This window comes from Micromonospora sp. WMMD961 (assembly GCF_029626145.1).
In the GTDB taxonomy this organism is placed as follows: Bacteria; Actinomycetota; Actinomycetes; order Mycobacteriales; family Micromonosporaceae; genus Micromonospora.
On sequence record NZ_JARUBJ010000002.1, the window covers coordinates 2,434,423 to 2,458,730 of the forward strand.

Annotated in this window: 23 protein-coding genes and 1 riboswitch; of the genes, 8 read left to right on the top strand and 15 right to left on the bottom strand. The window is 71.9% G+C overall.

Features of this window, described 5'->3' with window-relative positions; all coding sequences use genetic code 11:
• Positions 1-5: 5 nt before the first annotated feature.
• Complete coding sequence (locus O7614_RS11515) at positions 6-863, bottom strand: ABC transporter substrate-binding protein (RefSeq protein ID WP_278138453.1); 858 nt, start codon at positions 861-863, stop codon at positions 6-8.
• Positions 864-1,138: 275 nt separating this feature from the next.
• Positions 1,139-1,250: riboswitch (SAM riboswitch) on the bottom strand.
• 245 nt (positions 1,251-1,495) lie between these two features.
• On the opposite strand from O7614_RS11515, the gene corA reads away from it, so the two are divergent.
• A complete protein-coding gene (gene corA, locus O7614_RS11520; RefSeq protein WP_278138454.1) occupies positions 1,496-2,626 on the top strand; it encodes a magnesium/cobalt transporter CorA in 1,131 nt (376 codons plus the stop codon).
• A gap of 15 nt (positions 2,627-2,641) precedes the next feature.
• Here corA and O7614_RS11525 read toward each other — a convergent pair whose 3' ends face one another.
• Positions 2,642-2,833, bottom strand: coding sequence for a hypothetical protein (locus O7614_RS11525; RefSeq protein WP_145784350.1), 192 nt, complete (start codon positions 2,831-2,833; stop codon positions 2,642-2,644).
• A gap of 179 nt (positions 2,834-3,012) precedes the next feature.
• On the bottom strand, positions 3,013-3,528 hold the full coding sequence (locus O7614_RS11530) for a 2'-5' RNA ligase family protein (protein WP_278138455.1): 516 nt from the start codon (positions 3,526-3,528) through the stop codon (positions 3,013-3,015).
• Positions 3,529-3,606: 78 nt separating this feature from the next.
• On the opposite strand from O7614_RS11530, the gene O7614_RS11535 reads away from it, so the two are divergent.
• Positions 3,607-4,116 carry a DUF664 domain-containing protein gene (locus O7614_RS11535; RefSeq protein ID WP_278138456.1) on the top strand — a complete coding sequence of 170 codons (510 nt, stop codon included), beginning with the start codon at positions 3,607-3,609 and terminating at the stop codon, positions 4,114-4,116.
• A gap of 15 nt (positions 4,117-4,131) precedes the next feature.
• Here the strand turns inward: O7614_RS11535 and O7614_RS11540 are convergent, their stop codons facing one another.
• Positions 4,132-5,178, bottom strand: coding sequence for an NAD(P)-dependent alcohol dehydrogenase (locus O7614_RS11540; protein ID WP_278138457.1), 1,047 nt, complete (start codon positions 5,176-5,178; stop codon positions 4,132-4,134).
• A 155-nt stretch (positions 5,179-5,333) separates the two neighbouring features.
• Here O7614_RS11540 and O7614_RS11545 point away from each other — a divergent pair, with 155 nt between their 5' ends.
• Together O7614_RS11545 and O7614_RS11550 are read left to right on the top strand one after the other, a co-directional pair.
• Positions 5,334-5,741, top strand: a complete 408-nt coding sequence (locus tag O7614_RS11545; protein ID WP_278138458.1) for an SCP2 sterol-binding domain-containing protein — start codon at positions 5,334-5,336, stop codon at positions 5,739-5,741.
• Positions 5,738-7,801 (top strand): glycogen debranching N-terminal domain-containing protein, encoded by a 2,064-nt coding sequence (locus tag O7614_RS11550; protein ID WP_278138459.1) that lies wholly within the window; start codon positions 5,738-5,740, stop codon positions 7,799-7,801. The genes O7614_RS11545 and O7614_RS11550 overlap by 4 nt, the downstream gene beginning before the upstream one ends.
• An 18-nt stretch (positions 7,802-7,819) precedes the next feature.
• Here the strand turns inward: O7614_RS11550 and O7614_RS11555 are convergent, their stop codons facing one another.
• Positions 7,820-8,323 (bottom strand): DinB family protein, encoded by a 504-nt coding sequence (locus O7614_RS11555; RefSeq protein ID WP_278138460.1) that lies wholly within the window; start codon positions 8,321-8,323, stop codon positions 7,820-7,822.
• A 157-nt stretch (positions 8,324-8,480) separates the two neighbouring features.
• Here O7614_RS11555 and O7614_RS11560 point away from each other — a divergent pair, with 157 nt between their 5' ends.
• The gene (locus O7614_RS11560) at positions 8,481-9,392 is read left to right on the top strand and encodes a DUF72 domain-containing protein (RefSeq protein WP_278138461.1); all 912 of its coding nucleotides are present in this window, start codon (positions 8,481-8,483) and stop codon (positions 9,390-9,392) included.
• 17 nt (positions 9,393-9,409) lie between these two features.
• On the opposite strand, the gene O7614_RS11565 is transcribed toward O7614_RS11560, so the two are convergent.
• Complete coding sequence (locus tag O7614_RS11565) at positions 9,410-9,781, bottom strand: hypothetical protein (protein WP_278138462.1); 372 nt, start codon at positions 9,779-9,781, stop codon at positions 9,410-9,412.
• A 159-nt stretch (positions 9,782-9,940) separates the two neighbouring features.
• Positions 9,941-10,570, bottom strand: a complete 630-nt coding sequence (locus O7614_RS11570; protein WP_278138463.1) for a hypothetical protein — start codon at positions 10,568-10,570, stop codon at positions 9,941-9,943.
• A gap of 197 nt (positions 10,571-10,767) precedes the next feature.
• Between O7614_RS11570 and O7614_RS11575 the strand changes: the two genes are divergently transcribed.
• Positions 10,768-10,938, top strand: coding sequence for a hypothetical protein (locus O7614_RS11575; protein ID WP_278138464.1), 171 nt, complete (start codon positions 10,768-10,770; stop codon positions 10,936-10,938).
• A gap of 19 nt (positions 10,939-10,957) precedes the next feature.
• Here the strand turns inward: O7614_RS11575 and O7614_RS11580 are convergent, their stop codons facing one another.
• From O7614_RS11580 to O7614_RS11590, 3 genes are all read right to left on the bottom strand, one after another.
• Entirely contained in the window at positions 10,958-11,821 is an 864-nt protein-coding gene (locus tag O7614_RS11580; protein WP_278138465.1) for an alpha/beta fold hydrolase, read from the bottom strand.
• Between the two features lie 101 nt (positions 11,822-11,922).
• Complete coding sequence (locus O7614_RS11585) at positions 11,923-13,179, bottom strand: hypothetical protein (protein ID WP_278138466.1); 1,257 nt, start codon at positions 13,177-13,179, stop codon at positions 11,923-11,925.
• 170 nt (positions 13,180-13,349) lie between these two features.
• A complete protein-coding gene (locus O7614_RS11590; RefSeq protein WP_278138467.1) occupies positions 13,350-14,159 on the bottom strand; it encodes a hypothetical protein in 810 nt (269 codons plus the stop codon).
• A gap of 170 nt (positions 14,160-14,329) precedes the next feature.
• On the opposite strand from O7614_RS11590, the gene O7614_RS11595 reads away from it, so the two are divergent.
• Complete coding sequence (locus O7614_RS11595; RefSeq protein WP_278138468.1) at positions 14,330-16,387, top strand: DNA topoisomerase IV subunit B; 2,058 nt, start codon at positions 14,330-14,332, stop codon at positions 16,385-16,387.
• A gap of 32 nt (positions 16,388-16,419) precedes the next feature.
• Positions 16,420-18,903 (top strand): DNA topoisomerase IV subunit A, encoded by a 2,484-nt coding sequence (locus O7614_RS11600; RefSeq protein ID WP_278138469.1) that lies wholly within the window; start codon positions 16,420-16,422, stop codon positions 18,901-18,903.
• Between the two features lie 209 nt (positions 18,904-19,112).
• Here the strand turns inward: O7614_RS11600 and O7614_RS11605 are convergent, their stop codons facing one another.
• The 5 genes from O7614_RS11605 to O7614_RS11625 all read right to left on the bottom strand — a co-directional run bounded on the left by O7614_RS11605 (position 19,113) and on the right by O7614_RS11625 (position 24,306).
• Positions 19,113-19,748, bottom strand: a complete 636-nt coding sequence (locus O7614_RS11605; RefSeq protein WP_278138470.1) for an alpha-ketoglutarate-dependent dioxygenase AlkB — start codon at positions 19,746-19,748, stop codon at positions 19,113-19,115.
• 77 nt (positions 19,749-19,825) lie between these two features.
• Positions 19,826-20,884, bottom strand: coding sequence for a spore coat protein (locus O7614_RS11610; protein WP_278142224.1), 1,059 nt, complete (start codon positions 20,882-20,884; stop codon positions 19,826-19,828).
• Positions 20,881-21,612, bottom strand: coding sequence for a glycosyltransferase family protein (locus O7614_RS11615; protein ID WP_278142225.1), 732 nt, complete (start codon positions 21,610-21,612; stop codon positions 20,881-20,883). Before O7614_RS11615 ends, O7614_RS11610 begins: the two co-directional genes overlap by 4 nt.
• 32 nt (positions 21,613-21,644) lie before the next feature.
• Positions 21,645-23,468: a class I SAM-dependent methyltransferase gene (locus O7614_RS11620; RefSeq protein ID WP_278138471.1), complete on the bottom strand. Its 1,824-nt coding sequence runs from the start codon at positions 23,466-23,468 to the stop codon at positions 21,645-21,647.
• Positions 23,458-24,306, bottom strand: coding sequence for a hypothetical protein (locus tag O7614_RS11625; RefSeq protein WP_278138472.1), 849 nt, complete (start codon positions 24,304-24,306; stop codon positions 23,458-23,460). Before O7614_RS11625 ends, O7614_RS11620 begins: the two co-directional genes overlap by 11 nt.
• Between the last annotated feature and the right edge of the window lie 2 nt (positions 24,307-24,308).

Below are 24,308 nucleotides of genomic sequence, written 5' to 3' on the forward strand. Positions count from 1 at the left end.
GGTACTCAGGAGGCGGGCGACGCGGACGCCACCGCCACCGTGCCGCTGCCCGGCGTGAAGTCCGCCGGGATCGGCCGGCCGGGGTAGTACTGGGCCTGCAACCGGCTCCAGGTGCCGTCCGCGATGACCTCGTCGAGGCCCTTGTTCAGTGCCTCGCGCAGCTTGTCGCCGCCCTTGGCGACGGCGTACGCGGTCGGTGCCGGGCTGAGCTGCTTGGCCGCCACGGTGATCTTGCCGTTGCTGTCCGCGGCAGACTTCTCGCCGATCTCCGCCGGGGCGATCCACGCGTCGGCGGTGCCGGCCTTGAGCTGGTTGATCGCGCCGTTGTAGTCCGGCACCCGCACCGGGTCGAGCTGCTTGCCGGTGGCGTAGTCGTCCTGCACGGTGCCCTGCACCACCACGACCCGCTTGCCGGCGAGCTGGTCGAAGCTGGTGATCGGCGAGCCGGCCGGGACGTCCAGGCCGAAGTAGCCGAAGTCGTAGCCGTTACCGAAGTCGACGGTCTTCTTCCGCGCCTCGGTGATCGTGATCGAGGAGCTGCCGACGTCGAACTTGTGGTTGTTGACCTGGGAGAGCAACGCGGAGAAGTCCGTGCCGACGAACTCGACGGTGAGGCCGAGCTTGCCGGCCACGGCGGTCAGCAGGTCGTTGTCGAAACCGGTGAACGTGCCGTCCTTGAGGTACACGTTCGGCGGGGCGTCGGTGAGGGTGCCGGCGCGCAGCACCCCCGGCCGTGCCAGGCCGTACGGGTTGGCGGTGGCGTCGGAAGAGTTGTCGTCGCCGCAGGCGGTGAGCGCGGTGGCGGCCAGGATCGTGGCCGCGCCCAGGGCGGTGGCACGGGTCAGGGCAGGAAGAAGTCGCACGGGTGTCTCCGAAAAGGTCGCGTCCCGGCGAGCACGGGTGTGCGTCGCCGACGGTGCGCCCGATGGGCGTACCGGTGGGGGAGGTTCGGGAAGAGCGCTGCGCTAGTGCGTGGTGCCGCGACGACACGCGGCGCTGCACATTCGCATCATGTCCACGTGCCGTCGCCGGGTCAGTGCCGGTGAGGGCCAACCGGCGTGGACATCCGCGACGTCGGTCGGTGGGGTGGTGTTGAGGATGCGCATGGCTCTCCCGGGTCTGTGCTGACCTGGGTGCCAGGCCACGCTTGCGCCGACGTCCTGTCGGTGCCTGGTCTTCACCCGGGGCACCCCACCGCGGAGGAGGGTTGCCGGCCAGCGAGCCGGGGCTTCGCGCTGGCACTCATGACCAGCGCCGAGGCTAGCAGCAGGCACGGGTGGGTCGTCCAGTCGTTATGACCACGCTCACCAGCGGAGACGGCCGACCGGCCCGCGCTGGTCGTCGTGAGTATCCGCACCGGCGGCGCGCCCGTCCGCCGGTGCGGCGAACCCACCCCGCGTCGGGACGGGTTTCGGGCCCGGAACAGGGGGGAAGCAGCGCCCCCGGGTTGGCGGGGGTGTGCCGGACCGGGCGTCACCGGGGGAGGGGACAGGGCATGGTCGGTGGCCGTCGCTTCCGCCCGGGTGGTGGCTTCGGTCGCCAACTCGACGAGTACGAGACCAGGGTCGGCGTGCCACCGTCCACGGAGTCACCCGCTCCACCCGCCGGCGGCCTGGTGGACAGCGCCGTCTACATCCGTGGGCACCGGTTCGCCTCGCCGTCCGGCCTCGCCGAGACGTACCGCTGCCTGCAGGAGCAGGACGGCGCGATGGCCTGGATCGGGTTGTACCGGCCCGACATCGAGCAGATCACCTCGCTGGCGCGGGAGTTCCGGCTGCACGACCTGGCGGTCGAGGACGCGATCAACGCGCACCAGCGGCCCAAGCTGGAACGCTACGGGGAGACCCTGTTCGTGGTGCTGCGCGCCGCTCGCTACGACGACCTTCGGGAGGAGGTCGAGTTCTCCGAGTTGCACCTGTTCATCGGGCCGGGCTTCGTGATCACCGTCCGGCACGGTGAGGCACCGGATCTGGCCGCCGTGCGGCGGCGCATGGAGGTCGAGGCGCAGGTGCTCGCCCGGGGGCCCGAGGCGGTGCTGTACGCGATCCTCGACCAGGTGGTCGACGGGTACGCGCCGGTCGTGGCCGGGCTGGAGAACGACATCGACGAGATCGAGACCCAGGTGTTCGGTGGCGACCCGAACGCGAGCCGGCGCATCTACGGCCTGAGCCGCGAGGTGATCCAGTTCCAGCGCGCCGCGCGACCCCTGCTCGCGGTGCTCGGCGCACTGGCCGACGGCGCGGGCAGTGCCGACACGGACGAGGAGCTACGCCGCTCGCTGCGGGACGTGACCGACCACCTGACCCAGGTGGTGGAGCGGGTGGACGGGTTCCGGCACCTTCTGCAGAACATCCTCACCGTCAACGCCACGCTCGTGTCGCAGCAGCAGAACGAGGAGATGCGGAGCCTCACGGCGGCCAGCTACGCGCAGAACGAGGAGCTGAAGAAGGTCTCGTCCTGGGCGGCGATCCTGTTCGCTCCCACGCTCATCGGCACCGTGTACGGGATGAACTTCGTGCACATGCCGGAGTTGAACTGGCGCTTCGGCTACCTGTTCGCGCTGCTGTTGATGCTGCTGGTCTGCGGCACCCTCTATCTGATCTTCAAGCGGCGCGGCTGGCTGTGAGCCGTCCGGCCGGGCTCACTCGATGCCGCGCAGGATGTGCCGTTCGTCCTCGACGTCGTCGTCGCCGGCACTGATCCGTCCGAGCAGGACGGCGGCGGCCCAGATCGTCAGGGGCGTGGCCGCCCCGGTCATGCCGCCGGCGGTCCGGTCGTCCCGGCTCTGGCTCCGCTCCGCTCGCGGTGGCCTGCGCTGAGCCTGCATAGGCACTGCCCCTCCTCGTCGAAGCCGCCGTGGGGCGGCGCGGCGTGAGCCCGCGCCGCCGGCCGGGCGAATCGCGCTCGGCAGGACGGCATCCATGTCGAACCATCCCACGTCAGAGCGCACAACCACCGCTTGTTTTCGGTTTCCCGACTGTCGCCCGCCAAACCGGACATTTTTGTCGAGGGTCAGGGCAGCGGGTGGGCGATGCCGCGGGCGTGGTCGGTGAGGGCCGCCCCGACCACGGTCGCGGCCAGCGGCAACACCTCCAGGCAGCGGCGCACCGCGGCGGCCATCAGCGCGTTCGGCACCCGCATGGAGAGCGTGCAGTGCGGCACCCAACGACCCGGCTGGTAGTGCTCGGTCAACGGGATGCCGGCGGCGGCGAGCCGGTCGTAGACCGTGCGGTGGTGGGCCAGCAGCTCCGGGGTGGGCGTCGGGCCGAGCCAGAGCACCCGACCGACGAACTGGCCGGCGTGTTGGAACTCGAGCCGCAGGGGAGCGGCCACCACCGTCCCGTGCAGGGCCGCGGCGACCTGTCCCGGGTCGAACCGGGGAGCCACCGCCAGCGAGACGTGCGGCCGGTGACGTTGCTCCAGCAGGGAACGCATGCTCTGCACGCCCTCGGTCTCCAGCGCGTCCCACAGCACCCGGATCCGGCGGGTGGCGTCCGGGTCCAGATACAACTCCACCGCCGCGACCATTCGATCACGGTAGCGGCCGAGGTTTGGGCGCCCGTCCGCGGCGGTATGTGTTCGGAAACCGACCAGGAGGCGTGCCCGGTGGACGTGAGTGATCTGTTGACCGAGACGTTCGACCGGCTGCCCGACCTCGTCCGCGCGGCGGTGGAGGGCCTCAGCCCGGAGCAACTGCGCCACCAGCCCGCACCGGGCCACAACTCGATCGGTTGGCTGGTCTGGCACCTCACCCGCGTGCAGGACCAGCACGTCGCCGAGGTGCTCGACGCCGAGCCCGTCTGGGTGAGCGGCGACTGGGCGGGTCGGTTCGGGCTCACCGCAGACCCCGCCAACACGGGCTACGGGCACTCGCCCGAGCAGGTCGCGGCGGTGCGGCCGGAGAGCGCAGCGGTGTTGATCGACTACTACGGGGCGGTCGCGTCGCGTACCGGCGAGTTCCTGGCCGGGCTGCGCCCGGCGGACCTGGACCGCATCGTCGACGAGGGGTGGGACCCGCCGGTCACCCTCGGCGTCCGGCTGGTCAGCGTCGCCGAGGACGACCTGCAACACGTGGGTCAGGCCGCCTACCTGCGCGGTCTGCTCGAGACCGGCTGACCGCACTGCGCCGGCTCACGGCACGATGACGGCCCGGCCCTCCAGCGTTCCGTCGCGCATCTGCTGGTACGCGTCGAGAGCGTCGTCCAGCGAGAACCGGGTGGTCTTCGGGCGGACCAGAGCACGGGCGCCCAGGTCCAGCACCTCGACCAGTTCCCCGCGACTACCCCAGTAGGTGGTCGCGATGCTCACCTCGTAGGGCACGGCGAAGAACGACACCGCCACGGTGCCCCCGCCGAGACCCACGATGGTCAGGTCGCCCACCGTGCGGGCCGTCGCCACGCCCAGGGCGAGGGTGGCGTCCGTACCGACGAAGTCCAGCACCACGTCGGCGCCGCGACCGCCGGTGGCCTGTCGGATCTCCTCCGCGGCGTCCGGACCGGACATGATCGCCCGGTCGGCACCGCACTCCTCGGCCAGCCGCAGCGCCTCGGCGCGGTTGTCCACCGCGAGCACGCGGGCGGCGGTGGTGGCCTTGAGGATCTGCACGCCCACGTGCCCCAGCCCGCCGACTCCGATCACCACGGCGGTGCTGCCGGGCGGCAACTTCGGCCAGGAGCGGCGGATCGCGTGGTACGGGGTGAGCCCGGCATCGGTCAGCGGTGCGGCGTCGGCCGGATCCAAACCCTCCGGCAGAGGTACGACGTGCCGCGCGTCCGGGACCAGCTCGAACTCGGCCATCCCGCCGTCCAGTCCGAGGCCCCCGCCTCCGCTCGGCACCGGCGCACCGGACGGGTTCTCGCAGTACGTGTCGACACCGACCCGGCACCGGGCGCAGGTGCCACAGCCCCACGCGCCGAAGACGGCCACCGGTTGCCCGACGGACAGCCCGGTGACCCCGTCGCCGAGGGCGTGCACCCAGCCGGCGTTCTCGTGGCCGAGGGTGAATGGTGGGTTCCAGGGCATGGTGCCGGGCTCGAACTCGTCCATCAGATGCAAGTCGGAATGGCAGGCGCCGGCGCCGCCGACGCGGATCACCACCTGACCCGGCCCGGGCGTCGGGTCGGGAACCTCGACCAACTCCGGCGTCGACTTCCAGTCCGGCAATCGCAGCGCGCGCATCCGGTGCTCCCTCGCTCGACGGCACCGTTGGCTGCCCACCCCACCGACGGCCAAACGGCCGGCGTCGTACACCCCCGGCACCTCACCCGTTTCGGGTGAACCGGCCTCACCCGGGCGCGGGTGATCCTGCGGAGAACCGTGGGGGAGGGGAACTGATGGGCGTGACGGCAGAGGAGTACCTGCAACAGTTGGACGCCGGCCGGCGCCCCGACCTGCCGGAGACGACAGCGGGCACGCTGCGGCTGGACGTGCGCGGCGACGGTTGCACCGACCACTGGTTTCTGACCGTCTCCGACCAGCACGTCCAGGTGAGCCGCTCAGCTGACGACGCCGACCTGGTGGTCCGTATGGACCGCTGGGTGTTCGACCGGATGGTCAAGGGTGAGCTGCATCCCGGCGCGGCCATGCTGCGCAACGAGCTGACCATGCAGGGCGACATGCGCCTGCTGCTGGTGCTACGGCGAATCTTCGCGGGGCCGGCCGACGCCCGCCATCCTCGGGAGCTGGGTCGGGCCGCCCTGGCGGCCCGGACCGCGCCTGCCGCTCGGGAGGGTAGGTCGTGAAGCAGGAGTTGCTGCACGTGATCGCCGGCAACGTGTTCGCGATCAGCGACGCCCAGGGCGACATCGAGGCCGACCCGCGAACACCCGTCGGCCTCTTCGCGTACGACACCCGTTTCCTGTCCCGCTGGGTGCTCAAGATCGACGGTGAACGGATCAACGCCCTGTCCCGTGACGACATGACGTACTTCGAGACCCGGTTCTTCCTGGTCCCCGGAGCGGCAAGCCACTACGTCGACGCCGACGTGTCGATCATCCGGCACCGTTCGATCCACGACTGTGCGCACGAGAGGATCACGGTGCTCAACCACTCGGCCGAGCCCGCCGAGTTCACCGTCCGGGTGGAGATGGGTAGCGACTTCACCGACATCGCCGAGATCGGCCACCTCCGGCGGCGGGTCGTCAAGGTCACGCCGGACTCGGCCAACCGCCGGTTGATACTGCGCTACCAGCGGCAACGGTTCGTCCGCCAGACCACCGTGCAGAGCACCGCCCCGGTCGAGGTGGACGAGGAGGGAATGACGTTCCGGATCCGGGTCGCCCCGGAGGGCACGTGGGAGACCGACCTGCACATCGCCATGACCATGGGCGGCGAAGGCGGCCAGGACGTCCGCGCCTCCCTGAAGTCGCACCAGCGGGCCGTGCGGGTGGGGATGCGCGAGGACCTGGCGGGCTGGATGGACCGGGCCCCGACGCTGGTCGCCGAACGCGACGGGCTGGAGGAGCTGTACCGGGGAACGTTGGCGGACCTCGCGGCACTGCGGTACAAGCCGTGGTCGTCGCGTGACCAGGTGCCGATCGCCGGTCTGCCGTGGACGATGTGGCTGTGTGGACGGCACAGCATCATCACCTGCCTGCAGACGATGGCGTTCACCCCCGAGCTGACCCCCGCGACGCTGCGGATGCTGGCGTTCCTGCAGGGTGCTCGCCTCGACGACGACCTGGACGAGGAGCCGGGCAAGATCCTGGCCCACCTCCGCTACGGCGAGTCCGGCGCGTTCGGCGAGCGGGCGAACGCGTTGTACTACGGCGCGGCGGACACCACCCCGCTCTTCGTGGTCCTGCTCGACGAGTACGAGCGCTGGTCCGGTGACGCGGACCTGGTGCGCGAGCTGCGCCAACCGGCCCGCATGGCGTTGGACTGGATCGACGAGTACGGCGACCTGACCGGGGACGGTTACGTGCGCTACCAGCGTCGCAACGAGCGCGACGGCGCGATCAACCAGTGTTGGAAGGACACGCCGGACGCGATCACCAGTGCGCGCGGCCAACAACCGGCCTTTCCCCGTGCCACCTGCGAGTTGCAGGGCTACGCGTACGACGCGAAGAGGCGCGGCGCCCGGCTGGCCCGGGAGTTCTGGGGCGAACCCGCGTACGCCGACCGGCTGGAGCGGGACGCCGCAGCTCTCAAGGAGCGCTTCAACCGGGACTTCTGGCTGCCCCACCAGGAGTACTACGCGTTGGCGCTCGACCCGTACGGCGAGCCCGTCGACGCGCTGGCGTCCAACATGGGGCACCTGCTGTGGAGCGGGATCGTCACGGACGACCGCGCCGGAGCCGTCGCCGAGCACCTCGTCGGGCCGCGGTTGTTCGGCGGTTGGGGGGTGCGAACCTTCGCCACCGGGCAGCGCCCATTCAACCCGATGGGCTCACATCTGGGCGCGGTGTGGCCGGCGGACAACGCCCTGATCGCCGCTGGGCTACGCCGCTACCGGTACGACGCGCAGGCGGCCACGATCACGGCCGGCATCTTCGACATGGCGCAGACCCTGGGTGGGGCCGTGCCGGAGATGGTTGCCGGACATGATCGCCGTCTGACGAAGTATCCCGTCCAGTTGCCGGCGGCCGGTCGTCCGCAGGCGTGGTCCTCCGGGGGGCTGCTGATGCTGCTGGCCACCATGCTGGGGCTGCGGCCCACCGGCGACAACCTGCTGGTCAACCCGGCCGTGCCCGAGGGATTCGGCCGGCTGGAACTGCTCGACATCCCGGGCCGTTGGGGTCACTCCGACGCCTACGCCAGGGACCGGACCACGGCGCACCGATCCGGCTCACGCGTGCACTGAGCGGCCGAGCAACGGCGCTCAGCCCATGGTCCGGGCGCCGTCGATCGACTCGCGCAGGATGTCGGCATGCCCTGCGTGTTGGGACGTCTCGGCGATCAGGTGCAGCAACACCCGGCGAACCGTCCAACTCGCGCCCGGCTCGAACCAGGGCGCCTGCGGCAGCGGGTGCGCCGCGTCCAGGTCGAGGGTGGCGAGCAGCTCGTCGGTGTGGTCAGCCACTTCCTGGAAGCGCTCGACCAGCCCGGCCAGGGTCTCGCCGGGCGCCATCCGGAACTGACCGACCCAGTCGATCTCGGCGCGCTCCATCGCCTCCGCGCCGCCCACCGCGAAGAGCATCCATCGGTGCTCGACGTTGGTCACGTGCTTGACGAGGCCACCGAGGCAGAGCTCGCTGGCGGTGGGGCGGGCTGCCGCCTGCTCGTCGGTGAGCCCGTTGACGGTGTGCAGGAGGAAACCCCGATGCTTACGCAGTGTCTCTAGCAGGTCGGCCCGCTCACCGGTGAGCTGCTCGGTGCTGGTCATGGCGCCACCCCTCGTCGCTGTGCGTTCGAACCTCGAAAGCCCGCTCGGTGTCACCGTAGGACGAGACACCGACACTTCCCGGCCCCGACACCCTCCGGTCCGACCGGAGGCGCACCAGCGGTTGCCGATCCACGTCCGTGGCTGTCCACTGAATGACATGGGTGTCATCAAGGTGGGCTCGTCGTCCTGGGCGGACCAGTCGTTGCTGCGGTCGGGGTGGTACCCGCGCTCGGCCAACACGCCGGCCCGCCGGCTCGGCTTCTACGCCGGCCGGTTCCCACTGGTCGAGGTGGACACGTCCTACTACGCGGTCCCCGTGCCCGAGACCACGCACGGGTGGGTCGACGCCACGCCTGACGACTTCACGTTCGACGTCAAGGCCTTCAGCCTCTTCACCGGCCACCCGACCCCGGTCGCCGCGCTGCCCCGGGACCTACGCCCGGCTGCCGGCCCGAGCCGGATCCGCCGACGCGACCTGCCGCCGCAGGCGTACGACGAGCTGTGGGCCCGTTTCCGCGCGGCTCTCGACCCGATCGCGGCGGCCGGCAAGCTCGGCGCGGTGATGTTGCAGTTCCCCCCGTGGCTGGTGCGCAGCGACGCCGCCGAGCGCCGGATCGTGGAGTTGGCGCAGCGCTGCCGGCCGTGGCGGGTCGGCGTGGAGGTGCGGCACCGGTCCTGGTTCGACGGCCCGGCGGCACCGGACACCCTGGATCTGCTGCGTGCGCACGACCTGTCCCTGGTCTGCGTGGACATGCCGCAGGGGCACCCGTCGTCGGTGCCACCGATCCTGACCGCGACGGCGCAGCCGGCGATCGTCCGGTTCCACGGCCACAGCGGGGCCTGGGGAGGCGGCGACAAGCAGGAGAAGTTCCGCTACGCGTACGCCGATGACGAGCTTCGGCACTGGGCCGGGCTGCTGGCCGAGTTGGCCACCGAGGCCGACGACCTGCACGTGCTGTTCAACAACTGCTGTGCCGGGCAGGCCCAACGCGACGCCACCCGGCTGGCGCAACTGCTCACCGAGACGATGATCGGTGACCGCGCCCGGGCCACGTCGGCCACCGGCTGACTGCCCCGGCGGTCAGGTCAGGAGCGCCGGCCCCGGGTGCGCAACGCGTCCTGCGTCGACTCTTCGATGTCGGCGTCGTCCGGGAAGGTCCTCCCGCTGGGCGCCGGATCGGGTGGCGCGCCCGGTCCGGCCATCGGCGTACGGGTTGGTTCCACCGGGCCGAAGCCGTGCCGTCCGGCGGGGTCGGTACGGCCCGTCGGGGCACCCGCGCGTCGCTCGCCGCGCCGGCCCTCGGGCACCGCGGTCTCCTCGCTGCCCTCGTCCATCGGCGAGTCCTCGTCCGTGCCCCAGGGCGCGTCGGCGGCGAAGCCGTCGCCGGTGCCCCACGGATGCACCGCCTCCGGTTCCAGCCGGTCGTTGTCGCCGCTGCGTCCCCTGTCCGCCGCCATGGCCACCCCGCTCGTCGGTCCGCCGCCGTCGGCGGACGGTGTGCCGTGCCTGTGCGCCCGCGCGTCGCCGCAGGCCGTCGTCGTCAGGCCGATGGCCCGCACGCTGCCGGAGAGCGCCCCGCCGTCGAGGTGGCGGCGGGACGCCCACCGGCCCGACGTTCAGCGTCCGGCCATCGCCATCGGCCGCTTGCCGTTGCTCATCCCGGCCATCTTGATCATGGTCTTCGAGGCGCCCCTCATCCCACCGGCCCGGCCGAGCATCCCCCGGAACACCTGTCCCGGCTTCTGCTGCTCGCCCATGTACGCGGTGACCACCACCAGGGTCCCGGTCAACGCCGGAATGGCCCACTGGAGCAGCTTCATCTGCCGCTGCGAGGAGGCCACGCTGGCCGGCGTCTGGTGGTTCGGCTCGGTGGCGCCGCTCACCGACGGGCCGCCCGCCTTCTCCAACCGCATGCCGACCAACCGGCTGTAGCCGGTCACCGCCAGCGCGCCGATCGTCAACGCGGTCTTGAGGGCGCTGACCCGGCCGACGCCGGCCTGGGCCGCCACCCGTGGGCTCTCGGTCACCAGTTCACCGACCGCGCCGGCCAGGTGAGCGCCGATCGCCGCCGCGTTGACCGGGGTCCACTTGGACCATCCCGCCGACGCGACCGGGAGTCGCTGAGTCGAGTCGCTGATCTTCGCCGCTGCGCCGTTGACGCCGAAGGCACCCATGAGGGAGCCGCCAAACCAGGCCGCCAGGCCCAGATCGTGCATCGAGCGCAATGCGGTGTGCCGTTCGGACATGTGATCCCCTTCCGCCGTGTCGGGCGGTGCGGCTTACCCGCCGCTCGCGCGGCTAACCCCGCCCCGGGCGGGCCGATCCGCGCCGTACCGGCAGGTGGGGGACGTTGCGGGCGTCGGTGGGTCGCCTCGCCGTCAGCAGGAGTCCTTCGCGCCATGGCGGGTACCTCCGCAAGCGACGCCGACGAGAGGGGAACGCGATGTCGCAGCCGGACGAGAGCCGGGAGAAGACCCCCAAAACAGACGCCGTGCTCATGCACCCCGACGACGACCCGCACCGGAACACCGCGGAGGTGGCGCCGCGCAAGGACCACGCCGCGATCCAGGTGGAGCGCGACGACGAACTGGTCCCGCTGGACCAGGACGAGTGAGCCGCCCGGTCGGGACGTCTCAGCGGGGCGGCAGGTCGTCGACGAACTCGGCGATCCGCCGCGCCAGCGGCGCGCCCGCCCGGACCCAGCTGAAGTGGTCCAGTGGCGCACCGGCCCGCTCCACTGTGTAGCGCTCCCGCATCACCGAAGCGCCGGTGAGCTTCGCGCAGAGATGGTCCATGGTCTCGTGCGGGGTGAACTGGTCGTCGTCCACACTGACGGCCAGCACCGGGGTCCGCACCGCGCGTACCGCCGCCTCGGTGTCCGTACCGTCGAGGCGTGGGAATCGGCCGGTCCGCGCGGTGTGGGCCCAGTCGCGGATGACGCCGCGCGCCTGCCGGCCGCCGAAACCCCAGCCTGGCCAGACCCGCAGCAGCGCCGCGGTGGCGGCGATCCCCTGGGTGTACGGCAGCACGCCGAGGCCCCGCCGGCCCGGGTAGCTCCGCCAGTACGGGATGCCGACCGCGATCAACGCCAGCCCGTCCACCCCGTCGTCGCCGTGCAGGGCGAGATGCAGCAGCGCGGCCTGCCCGCCCAGTGAGTGCCCGACCAGCAGCCGGCGGCGCCCGTCCAGCCGGGGCTTGAGCGCGGCCAGGACGGCGTCGACGTCGCCGGCCAGTTCCCGGTAGCCGTACCGGTCGGCCCGGCTCGGCGCGGGGGTGCTCGTTCCGGTACCACGCAGGTCGGCGACGACCACGGCCAGCCCGGCGGCGCGCAGTTCGGCGGCGAAGGGCCGGTAGTAGCGGGCACGGACCCCCATCGCGGGCCAGATCACCACCACTGGCGCGTCCGTCGTCCCGGTCGGCTCCGGATGGACCTGCACACCCAGCCGCCCGCCGTCGACGTCGACGAACTCCTGCGCGTACTCCGGCTCCCCGCTCATCGGCTCAGCTTACGACCCGACCCTACCGACGGGTAGCCATCGGTGGTCGGACGCGACGGAGGGCCCCGCCGGGTGGCGGAGCCCTCCGAGTGGGAACCGGTTCAGGAGACGGAGATCGTCCCGTTGCCGGCGCGTACGCAGGTCACCGCACGTGCGCTGGTGACGGCCGCGCCGCTCAGGCACTGGCCGAGCACCTGGTGCCCGGTGGCGTTCGGGTGCCACGACTCCTGGCAGGTCTGGAAGTAGCTCACGCAGGTGTTGGCGATCCGCTGGATGGCGATCTTGTCCTTGCCGGCGAGGCTGGTGACGAAGGTGCCGGTCGCGCCGTCCTGGAGCCGGATCGGGGTCGCCAGCGCGCCCGACGGGCTGCTCGTCTGCTCACACAGCCGGGCGCCGTTGAAGGCCTGCTGCACGTTCAGGTACACCAGGTCGTCGGCCGGGAACTCGGCGGCCAGAGCGTCCCGGGTGGACTTGACGATGCCGCCCAGACCCTGGGAGAAGCGGTGCCCCGGGGCCAGGCTGGCCCGGTGGATCGGGCACCCGGCCGCGTACCGCTCGGCGCCCAGGTCGCGGAACTTGTCCCGGGTGTCGTCCCGGCTGTCCTCCTCGTGGAACTGCTGGTTCAGGTCCAGCGGCAGCGGGTTCGTGTAGTCCTGGAACACCACCCGGTGCTGCCCGTCCGCGTCCACCTCGTCCAGGGTGGTCAGGATCTGGCGTACCGCTGCGGTGGTCTCCGCGGTCGCGGCGCTGAGCTGCGCGGCGGTGGCCAGGTCGGCGTCGCTGCACGGCTTCTGCTCGACCGGGCCGTTCAGGTACGCCCAGAACTCCCACCAGCCGGTCCAGGCGTCGGCGATGAAGCGGTTGGCGCACTTCTCCGCGACGCTGCCGAAGGTGAACGAGCTGTTGTTGGAGCCGAGGCCGATCAGCACCAGGTCGATGTCCTGGGTCTGCGCGACGGCGCGCAGCTGGCTCAGCTGCGAGGCAACGGTGCGACCGTTGGTGCGCGCCTGCGAGGCGTTGGCGATGTCGTGTGGCTGGCCGCCGGAGCAGGCCAGGTTGAACCGGTTCTGGATGCCCGGCAGGTTGGCCTGGTGCAGCGAGGCGTTCGCCGAGCGGTGGCAGAAGAACGCGTTGTTGTTCGCCGCCGTCCAGCCCGGGAAGCCCTGGCTGACCCCGTTGGCGTCGACCACCGGGGTGTACGCCCCGGCGCCCTCGCCGCTGATGAAGCTGTCGCCGAGTGCCACCGCTGCGGTGGGCAGCGCGGCGGACGCGGGTGCGGGCAGCGCGACGGCGGTCGACAGCGCCGCCATGGCGATCGTCAGTCCCGCGGCGAGCGCGGTACGCCGGAACCTGGGCATGGGCCCCCCATCCATCGAAAGATGAAAGATTCTCTGAGAGCGAGATCACATCACCCTCGTGCAACGGGCGTCAATGGCCCGTAACAGATTCGTTCGATGAAGGACACGCGCGCGGGCGCGGGCCCGCCTCGCCGAGACGGACCCGCGTACGCCGGGTGAGGGACGCCGGGCTAGCTGCCGGCCGGGCCGCCGCGGCGCTTCAGCGCCGTCGCTCCGGCGAGGTTCAGGCCGACACCCCACAGCAGCAGTACGCACAACCACTGCCCCCACCGCAGCAGGCTCATGTCCCCGGAGAGCAGGTTGCGCACGCTGCCGAACGGGGTCAGCCACGGCTGCGCGGCCGGCACGACGCCCAGCAGCGCGAACAGGCCCAACGGCAGCACGATCGTGCCGGTGAACGCGGCCACCGGCGACCGCAGCAGCAGGCCCAGCCCGGTGCCGACCAGGCCGGCGACGATCTGCACCAGCACGCTGCCAACGGCGACCGTCCCGGCGTGCCGCCACGGCTCGTCGGCTACGCCAGCCGGAGTGAGGGCCAGCGTCGCGGCGCAGATCAGCACTCCGGCGACGGCGATGACGACGGCCGGCAGCCCCACCGCGAGCACACTGGGCAGGACCCGGACCGGGCCGGGTTGGGCCGGCGATCCCGGTCGGATGCCGGGGTCGGCCCGCGCCCCGCGCAGGTCGCGGACGAGCAGGATGCCGAAGAGCGGCGTCACCACTGACATCAGGCTCTGCACGGTCTCGGAGAGCGCGGCGAACGTCCGGTCGGCGGGAGCCGCCGCCGCGACCAGCGCCACGGCGGCCAGCAGCCCCGCCAGCAGGGTGCCGGCCAGCAGCCAGCGCCGGGCGCGCGTGCCGAGGGAGCGCCGCAGAGCCGCACGTGTCGTCTCGTCCACCCTGATCGCCTCCCGATCCGTGCGCTCGACGGCAGCGATGATCGGGAGCGTACCGGCGACGGTGTCGCTGTGTGGTCCCATGATCACCCGATGGTTGTTTCCTGGCTCACGCCCGTGGGCCGACGCGCGGCGGGTCGCGCGGGGCCTCCGACAGTTGTCCTAGCCTCGGGCTAGGCTCGCTGCGGCGCGCCACGCCGGCTGATGTCGCCGGTGACCGGCAGCACACCGCCGAGACCGGGGAGTACGACCAGTTGACCGCAGAGCCTGACACCCTGTACGGGGCCGATGACCTCACCCACCTTGAGGGGCTGGACGCCGTCCGCAAGCGGCCCGGCATGTACATCGGTTCCACCGACAGCCGTGGCGTGGGTCACCTCGTCAACGAGATCCTCGACAACTCCACCGACGAGGGTGTCGCCGGTCACGCCAGCCACGTCGAGGTGATCCTGCACGCCGACGGCTCGGTGCAGGTCGACGACGACGGCCGGGGCATCCCCACCGACGTGCACGCCAAGTCCGGCATCTCCGGCGTCGAGCTGGTGCTGACCCGGTTGCACGCCGGCGGCAAGTTCGGCGGCTCCGGCTACAAGACCTCCGGCGGCCTGCACGGGGTGGGCGCCTCGGCGGTCAACGCGCTGTCCCGCCGGTTCGACGTGACCGTCCGCCGCGCCGGCAAGATCCACACGATGTCCTTCCGGCACGGCGTACCGGGGATCTTCGACGGCGACGGGCCCGACGCGCCCTTCACCGCCGGCCCCGGGCTCCAGGTCGTCGGCGCCGTGAAACGCGGCCAACGCACTGGCACGTCGATCCGCTGGTGGCACGACGCCCGCTACTTCGAGACCGGCGCCGCGCTCGACGTCGACGCGGTCCGGATGAAGCTGCGCAACACCGCGTTCCTGGTGCCCGGCGTGACCTACCTGCTCCGCGACCTGACCGGCGAGACACCCGCCGAGGAGCGGTTCCACTACCCCAACGGGCTCAGCGACATGGTGGAGTTCCTCGCCCCGGCCGGCGACCGACCGGTCTCCGGCACCCTGCTGGTCAACGGCGAGGGCACCTACCGGGAGAACGCCGCCGACGCCAACGGCGTCATGCAGTCCAACGTGCAGCGGCGCGCCGAGGTCGAGGTGGCGTTCCGGTGGGGCACCGGCTACGAGCGCACCGTCGAGTGCTTCACCAACACCATCCGCAACGCGCACGGCGGCACCCACCGCAAGGGCTTCGAGCGGGCCCTCGTCCGTTCCCTCGCCGACGCGGTCCGCAACACCCGCGGTCTGCTCAAGGCCAAGGAGGAGCCGCCCACCCTGGACGACGTCCTGGAGGGGATGACGGCGGTGGTGCACGTGCGGATCCCGGAGCCGCAGTTCACCTCGCAGACCAAGGACGAGCTGTCCACCACCGGCATCACCAAGGTCATCCAGACGCTGGTCGACGCGCACGTCAAGGCCTGGTTGGAGGACCGGCGCACCAAGGCCGAGGCGCGCACCGTCCTGCAGAAGATCGTCGACGCGGCCCGGGTCCGGCTCACGCAGAAGCAACAGAAGGACGCCGCCCGGCGCAAGACCGCCCTGGAGGGCGCGTCCATGCCGCCGAAGCTGGTCGACTGCCGCGCGACGGGCATCGACCGCAGCGAGCTGTTCATCGTGGAGGGTGACAGCGCCCTCGGGACGAGCCGCATGGCGCGCTCGTCGGAATACCAGGCGTTGCTGCCGATCCGGGGCAAGATCCTCAATGTGCAGAAGGCCAACCTCCAGCAGGTACTGGACAATGCCGAGTGCGCGGCCATCGTCCAGGTCCTCGGGGCCGGCTCGGGGCGTACGTTCGACCTCTCCGCGCTCCGCTACGGCCGAGTGCTGATCATGGCTGACGCCGACGTGGACGGCGCGCACATCCGTACGCTGCTGATCACCCTCTTCGCCCGCTACATGCGGCCGTTGATCGAGGCCGGTCGGCTCTATGCCGCGATGCCGCCCCTGCACAAGATCACCACCAAGGGGCGCAACCCGCAGACGGTCTACACCTACACCCAGGTCGAGATGGAGACGACGGTCGGCAAGCTGGAGAAGGCCGGCAAGCAGATCGTCACCCCCATCCCGCGCTTCAAGGGTCTCGGCGAGATGGACGCCGACGAGTTGTGGGACACCACGATGAACCCGGCCACCCGCGCGGTCCGGCGGATCACCCTCGACGACGTCGACGCCGCCGAGCGGATCCTCGAACTGCTGATGGGCGAGAAGGTCGAGCCGCGCCGCAACTGGCTGATCGACTCCGCCGACCGGGTCGACCGGGAAGCGATCGACGCATGATCACCTGTTGTGTTCTAGGGGAGAGCTGAGTCATGGCACGCCGCAAGGAAAACAAGGTCGACCTCTCCTCGTTCGACCAGGCCGGCGCGCGGGTCTTCGACAATCCGCTGGTCACCGAGGTCTCCGACTCCTACCTGGAGTACGCGTTCTCGGTCATCCACTCCCGCGCCTTGCCCGACGCCCGCGACGGCCTCAAGCCCGTGCACCGGCGCATCCTCTGGTCGATGTACGAGCAGGGCTACCGCCCGGATCGCGGGCACGTGAAGTCTGCCCGAATTGTCGGGGATGCGATGGGAAAGTACCATCCACACGGCGACACGGCGATCTACGACGCGATGGTCCGCCTCGCGCAGGACTTCTCGCTCAACGTGCCCCTCATCGACGGGCATGGAAATTTTGGATCTCCAGACGACGGCCCGGCTGCCAGCCGATACACGGAAGCCCGGATGTCCCGCGAGGCCATGCTGCTCGTCGGTGAGCTGGGCGAGGACACCGTCGACGTCGAGCCCAACTACGACGGGTCGCTGACCCAGCCGACGGTGCTGCCGGCGGCCTTCCCCAACCTGCTGGTCAACGGCGCGTCCGGGATCGCTGTCGGCATGGCCACCAACATGATCCCGCACAACCTCGCCGAGGTCGTCCAGGCCGCCCGCTGGCTGATCAACCACCCGGACGCCACCCTGGACAAGCTCATGGAGTTCGTCCCCGGCCCCGACCTGCCCACCGGTGGTGTGCTGCTCGGCCTGGACGAGGTGCGCCGGGCGTACGAGACCGGGCGCGGCGTGGTGCGGATGCGCGGCAAGGTGGAGATCGGCCCGATCGAGGGCAGCCGGGGTCGCCAGGCGATCACCGTGGTCGAGCTGCCCTACGGCGTCGGCGCGGAGAAGGTCATCGCGGCGATCACCAACGAGGTCACCAAGACCAAGCGGCTGACCGGCATCGCCGACGTCAAGGACCTCACCGACCGGGAGAGCGGCACCCGCCTCGTGGTCGAGTGCAAGGTGGGCGTCAACCCGCAGGCACTGCTCGCCGACCTCTACCGGCTGACCCCGCTGGAGCAGTCGTTCGGCGTCAACAACCTGGTCCTCGTGGACGGGCAGCCGCGCACGCTCGGGCTGAAAGCGCTGCTGGAGGTCTTCCTGGCCCACCGGTACGAGGTGGTCACCCGGCGCACCTCGTACCGGCGACGCAAGCGGCAGGAGCGGCTGCACCTGGTCGACGGTCTGCTGATCGCCTTGCTGGACATCGACGAGGTGGTCCGGCTGATCCGGGGCAGCGACGACGCGCAGGCCGCGAAGGACGGGCTGATGAGTCGCTTCGGGCTCTCCGACATCCAGGCGACCTACATCCTGGACACTCCGCTACGCCGGTTGACCAAGTTCGACCGGATCGAGCTGGAGGCCGAGCAGGAGCGGCTGCGCGCCGAGATCGCCGAGCTGAGCGCGATCCTCGACGACGAGCGGGTGCTCAAGAAGGTGGTCTCCGACGAGCTGGCGGCCGTGGTCAAGCAGTTCGGCACCGAACGGCGTACGACGCTTGTCGACGGCGACCTGAAGGAGGTGCTGGCCGCGTCCGCGCCGGCCGGCCCGCTGGAGGTCGCCGACGACCCGTGCCAGGTCATCCTCTCCGCGAGCGGGCTGGTCGCCCGGACCGCAGCCGAGTCGGAGGAGAGCGCCGAGGGGCGTCGACGCAACGGCCGGGTCAAGCACGACACGGTACGCGCGATCGTGCACTCCACCGCCCGTGGCCGGGTGTTGCTGCTGACCAGCGCCGGTCGGGCCTTCAAGGTCGACGTCCTGCCGCTGCCGGTGTTGCCCGAGCAGGCCGGCACCGTGTCGTTGCGGGGCGGCATGTCCGCGGCCGAGTTGGTGCCGTTGGAGGCGGGGGAGACCGTCGTCGGCCTAGCCCCGCTGGGCGGGCAGGCGGAGGGCTCGCCGGGGCTCGCCCTGGGCACCCGGCTGGGCGTGGTGAAGATCTGCGCGCCGGAGTGGCCGGTGCGTTCCGACGAGTTCGAGGTCATCGGTCTTCGCGACGGCGACGAGGTGGTCGGGGCGACCTGGCTGACCGACGGCAACGAGACCCTGACGTTCGTCACCTCGGACGCCGCACTGCTGCGCTTCTCCGCCGGGCTGGTCCGTCCGCAGGGCCTGAAGGGCGGCGGGATGGCCGGCATCAACCTGCCGGCTGGGGCGCGGGTGGTGTTCTTCGGGGCCGTGCGTACCGACGACCCGGGGCATGGCGAGCCGATGGTGGTGACCTCCACCGGGGCGACGGTCAAGGTGACGCCGTTCAAGGCGTACCCGGCCAAGGGTCGGGCGACCGGCGGCGTGCGCGCGCACCGGTTCCTCAAGGGTGAGACGGACGTGGCGGTCGCCTGGGTGGGCCCGCGACCGGTAGGCGCGACCGGCACGGGTGAGCCGGTCGAGCTGCCGGCGGCGGACCCCCGCCGCGACGGCTCCGGTTTCGCCGTGATGCTGGGCCCAACGGTGGTAGGCCACCTCATCGAACGCGACTGACCCCACCCCGGCCGCGCAACGTCGGGGACGTTGCTGCCTCCGACGTGCGGCAGGCAGCAGGTTCCCTGAAGCTGCGCGGATCTCGGCGCTCACAGCGTCGATGATCGTGCTCGATCCTGGATGGAGTGGCATCACCGACGTGGCGATACCACTCGATCCTTGATCGAGCACGATCATGCGGAGGCGCCGGCCCGCGGCACCGAGGGGAATCAGGCGACGTTGATCGGGCGGAACTGGACGCTTACCCGGGGGCCGACGGGTCGGGCGGTCTTCGGGATGGCGTGTTCCCAGGTGCGTTGGCAGGAGCCGCCCATCACGATCAGATCACCGTGGCCCACCGGGAAACGCAGGCTGTCGCCGCCGCCGCGAGGGCGCAGCAGCAGTGGCCGGGGCGCGCCGAAGGAGACGATCGCGACGACGGTGTCGGTATGCGCGGAGCGGCCGATGGTGTCGCCGTGCCAGGCCACGCTGTCCCGCCCGGAGCGGTAGAGGCACAGGCCGGCGGTGACGAAGGGTTCGCCCAGCTCGGGCGCGTAGTGCCGGGTCAGCTCCGCGCGTGCCGTGGTGAGCACGGGGTGGGGGAGTTGCCGGTCACCGTCGTACCAGCAGAGCAGGCGGGGCACGTCGACCTCGTTGTCGAACATGGTGCGGCGCTCGGCCCGCCAGGGCACCTCGGTGAGCAGGGTGTCGAGGACCGCGTCGGAGCCGCGCACCCAGCCGGGGAGGTGGTCGACCCAGGCACCCCGGGTGAGGTGGTGCCGGCGGATCTGACCGGGCAGCGGCCCCAGGGTCGGCCCGGCGTCGGTCAGGTCGAGCATCGACGGCTGGTAGGCGGCCTGCGTCATACGACCACCCTAGCAGCACTTTCGTACACCCGTTCTAGATTTGTGTCGGTCCGTCGGGCCGAGCGTGACCAGCGCCATCAGCCGCAGACGGCGGCCTGGCGTACCGCGTCGAACACCGCGTCCACGACCCGGGCCCGGCCCCGCCCGTCGATGGTCGACCATGCCTGTCCGGCGAGCGTCGCGCGCCGCTGCGCCGAGTTGAGCAGCCCGAGCAGGGTCCGCGCCGCCGCCGCACGGGTGGCCCGTCCGGCTACTCCGGCTGCGGTCAGCTCCGGCAGCTCGCCGAGACCGGCGGCCAGGCCGTGCCGCACCACGCGGGCGTACGACTCGCGTTGGTTGTCGACCACGCAGACCAGCGCGGCGGGTGCGCCGAGGCAGCAGAGTTCCCAGGTGGACGTGCCGGCGGCGCTGACCACCAGGTCGGCTTCGGTGATCAGGGTCGGTAGCGAGGTGGTGGGCGGGACCGGTCGGATGATCTGCCCACGGCCGGGGGTGACGTCCTCCACCTCCGCCTCGATCTCCGGTCGGCCGACGATGACCGTCAGGTCCATCGGGTGACCGGTGGCCACCAGCACCCGGGTCAGCACCGGAGCCGCACCGACGGCGTCCGTTCCGCCGAAGAAGGCCAGCACCCGGGGGCGGCTGACCGCCGTGGCGGGCGGGGGGACAGGCGGTCGGGCGGTGATCACGGAGTCGCGCAGCAGGGCGTAGGCGCTGCCGGCGAGCAGTCGGCCGGGCAGCTCCGGTAGCTGCGCTCCGAAGTTCTGGTCGAGGTAGAGGTCGGCGACCTGTCCGCGGCTGTCCCCGTCGATCACGGCGAGGGTGAAGACGCCGGCGGCGCGCAGGGCGCCTGCCCCGGCCGGGTCCAGCTCGTAGGAGTCGAGGACCATCACGTCCAGCTCGTGCCGGCGGGCTGCCTCGACCAGCCCGTCCGGCGTGTCCGGGCCCGGGTGCAGGGGGATGCCGCGTGCGGCAAGCTCGGCGGTGGCCCAGCCGAGCCGTTCGACGGTGCCGAACACCGCCACGTGGGCGCCTCGGGCGAGGAACTCCTCGGCGAGCGCCAGGCAGCGCGCGAGGTGGCCGACGCCTCGTCGTGGGCCCGCGTCGCAGCGCAACCCGACCCGCAGCGTGCTCAGGACTCCTCCAGCTGCTTCTGCCGGACGTCGGCGTTGAGCGCGCGCAGCTCGGGCTGCTCGTCGAGCCAGTCGGTGAGCTTGGCCAGCGGCACGCTGACGTCACCGAAGTGGTCGGTGATCGCGCTGACCACCGCCCAGTCCTGCTCGGTGTCGAGGGTCAGCCGCAGCGCGGAGCGGTCCGGGGTGAGTGTCACGCCGAGCACCCGGAACAGCTCCGGATGGGTGTACGCGTACGACGTCACGTGTACCCGGTGGTGGTCGGTGGCGAGCCGGCCGACGGTGCGCAGCGTCTCCGCTCGGATGATCTCGACGTCCAACCCTCGGGGCAGGGTGCGGGCGATGGACGTGCTGGCGTAGTCCAGCCCGGGGACTGCCCGGTACACCGAGGCGACCAGGGCGATGATCTCCGGGTCGAGCAGTGGGCAGTCGGCGGTGAACCGCATGACCGCGTCGCCCGGGTGCGCCGCGAGCGCGCCCAGGAACCGGTCCAGCACGTCGTCGACCGGCCCCCGGTGGCACGGCACGCCCAGCCGCTCGCACTCGGCCACCACGGCGTCGTCGACCGTGTCGGTGCTGGTCGCGACCACCAGGTCGGCCAGTACCCCGCTGTCGCGGGCGGCGCGGACCACCCGGCCCAGCACGGAACGCCCGGCGAGCGGGCGCAGCACCTTTCCGGGCAGCCGGGACGACCCCATTCGTGCCTGCACGATGCCGGTGATCCGGGGCACCGCCCCGGCCCGTTTCGTCGCCGCCGTCCCGGTCACTGCTGCTCCTCCTGCTTCGGCGCGAGCACGGCGGTGGCCCGCCGTCTGGCGGCACGGGCACCCCGCTTGGCCAGCCGCGCCGGGGTGATGGCGAGTCGGCCGACCCGGTAGCTGATCGAGCCGCTGAGCAGACCGATCGTCGTCTCGGCTCGGCGTAGCGCGCGTTCCCGTGAGGTGAGCAGTTCCTCGGTCCACGCGGTCAGCGCGGCCAGCCGGCTGATCTCCTCGCGCTGGCGCAGCCACGCCTCGCGTAGCTGCTGGTAGCTGCGCGAGCCGACCGGCGGGTCGGTCGGTGCGATCGTCTGCAACTCGGTGGCGAGGTTGACCCTGCCGTCGAGGTCCAGCCCGTGCAGCGCGGCGGTGACGGCGGCCTCGGTCTCCACCGCCTCGGTCACGGTCGCGCGGTCCAGGTCGTGACCGGCGAGGCCGCCGAGCACCACGGTCAGACCTGCCACGTCGAGAGTGGACGACCACGGGTGGGCGTACCCGCCGGTGAGCAGACCCGCCGCGAATCGCCACAGGCCGCGCGCCAGCACCACGTCCGCCGGCAACGTGCCGGTGGCCCGCCAGCTCGAGTCGAGCACCGCGTACCGCCGGCCGTCGACCACCACGTTGTCGGCACCGGCCAGCGCCGCCGCCCCGGCGATCCGGCCGTCGGCGTCGGCCTGGTCGGCGAGCCAGCCCGCGTACCCCTGCAGCAACGTGCGCAGGGTCGCCAGGTCGCGGCGCAGGGCCGCGTCGAGCAGCAGGGTACGCAGCAGCCGGCCGGACGGCACCGGCCCGGACAACGCGTCCGCGTCCCGGTACGCGGCCTCGCGGCTGGCGAACGGCGCGGCGACCGTGATCTGCGTTCCGCTGGTCGAGGCGAGCCCCCACCGCCAGCCCGACGGGCCGTGCAGCACCTCCGACACACCGATCCCCGGACGCCCGGTCTGGATCAGCGCCACCGGCAGGTCAATGTCGACGGCCGGGGGGTGGTCCCCGGTGTCGGGTGGCCGGTGGGCGAGCACCAGCCAACCCGGCGCGAGGTCCGCGGCGCGTCCGGCGTGCAGCGCGTCCACCGCCAGTCGGGCCGGGTCCTGAAGCACCGTGTCAGGTGTGGAACCGCCCGTGCACGCCCCGTGCAGCGCGGCGTCGAAGAGGCCGGAGCCGGCGTCCCGGTCGAGGTGGTCGGCGTCGAGCAGGGCGGTCGGGCTGCCGGCATCGGGGTACGCGGCCCAGCACGCGGTCGGCCGCAGCCCCGCCTCGGTGAGCCGTTCGCCCAGCTGGGTCCGGTTGGCCGGGTGGCCGCGATCCAGCACCCCGCCGATCACCCAGGCGGAGTCGTCCCGGGCGGCGTACCAGGGGGTGGTCGCGACGAGTCGGTGCAGGCCGAGCGGGTTGTCCAGGCGCAGGAGCAGCGCGCCACCGGGCCGTACGGCGGCGACCAGTCGGGCCAGCACACCGGCCCAGCCGAGCCGGGCGCCCTCCACCGACTCCACCGGGTCCAGTCCGGCCGCGGCGATCACCACGTCGTACGTCTCGTCGTCGGGCAACCCGGCCGGGCCACCCACCACCACGTGGGCGGCTCGGTGGGCCAGCGCGACCGCGTCCGGGTGGCTGCGTAGCAGGCAGGTCACCTCGGCGTGACCGAGTTGGTCGAGCAGGGCCGGATCGTGTGGCCCGGCCACCAGGACCCGGGCACCGGGAGGCACGAGCCGGGTGGCGAGCGCGGCGAGGGGCCCACCGTCGGCCAACCGCTGCTGCGGCAGGTCGGACCAGGCCAGCATCTCGCCGCCCGGCAGGGTGATGCGGCCGGCGGGTGCCGTCTCAGTCGTCACGGTCGTCCTCTTCCTCCTGGAGGTTCGCCCAACCGAGCAGCTCGCGCAGCTCGGCCGGCGTGCAGCGGTGGTCGGCGCCGAGTTCGGCGCGGGCGATCTGGACCGCGGTGGGCAGGTCGACCTCGGTGCCGTGCAGTTCCGGCCACTGGCGGCGGATGCGGGCGGTGCCGCCGAAGGTCGGGTCCTCGTTGGACAGGATCATCGGGTCCCCGTAGACCGCCGGTTCGCAACCCGCCGCGATGCCGTAGAAGATCGCGCTGGTCAGCCGGTTGGATGCTACCCGTCGATGCCGACGTAGCTCGGTCAGCTGCTTGTCGAGGAACTCCGGGTCGGTGTCCTTCCACCAGTGACCCCGGTAGCCGTGGCAGATCACCCGGAATCCGGCCCGCTCGTAGAGCCGGCGGACGTTGCGCATCCGGTACTCGTGCCAGTACAGGCAGACCGTGACCGGGCCCGGCTCGGTGGCCTGGATGAGGGCGATCAGTTTCCGGTGGTCGCCCTTGACGTGCTGCCCCTCCCAGCCGTGGAACGGGTACCAGATGGTTCCCTCCCGCTCCGCGGCCGGTGGCTCCTCCGGCCGCATGGCCAGCAGGTAGGTGAACGGCGCCCCGATGACGACCACGTTGCGTCGCCCGACCGACCAGGCCCGTCGGCGGGTCTGCTCCGACCAGAGCAGGCTCGGGGTGCGGTCGGCGTACGGGTGGCCGGGGGCCAGGCCGTCACCGATGTTCCAGCCGTGCTGCACGTACCCGTTGATCCGCGGCGGGTGCCGGTCGCCGAGGCCGGCGTAGCGGGCCAGCACGTGCGCGTGGCCGTAGAAGTGGTTGGCGTGGTGCATCA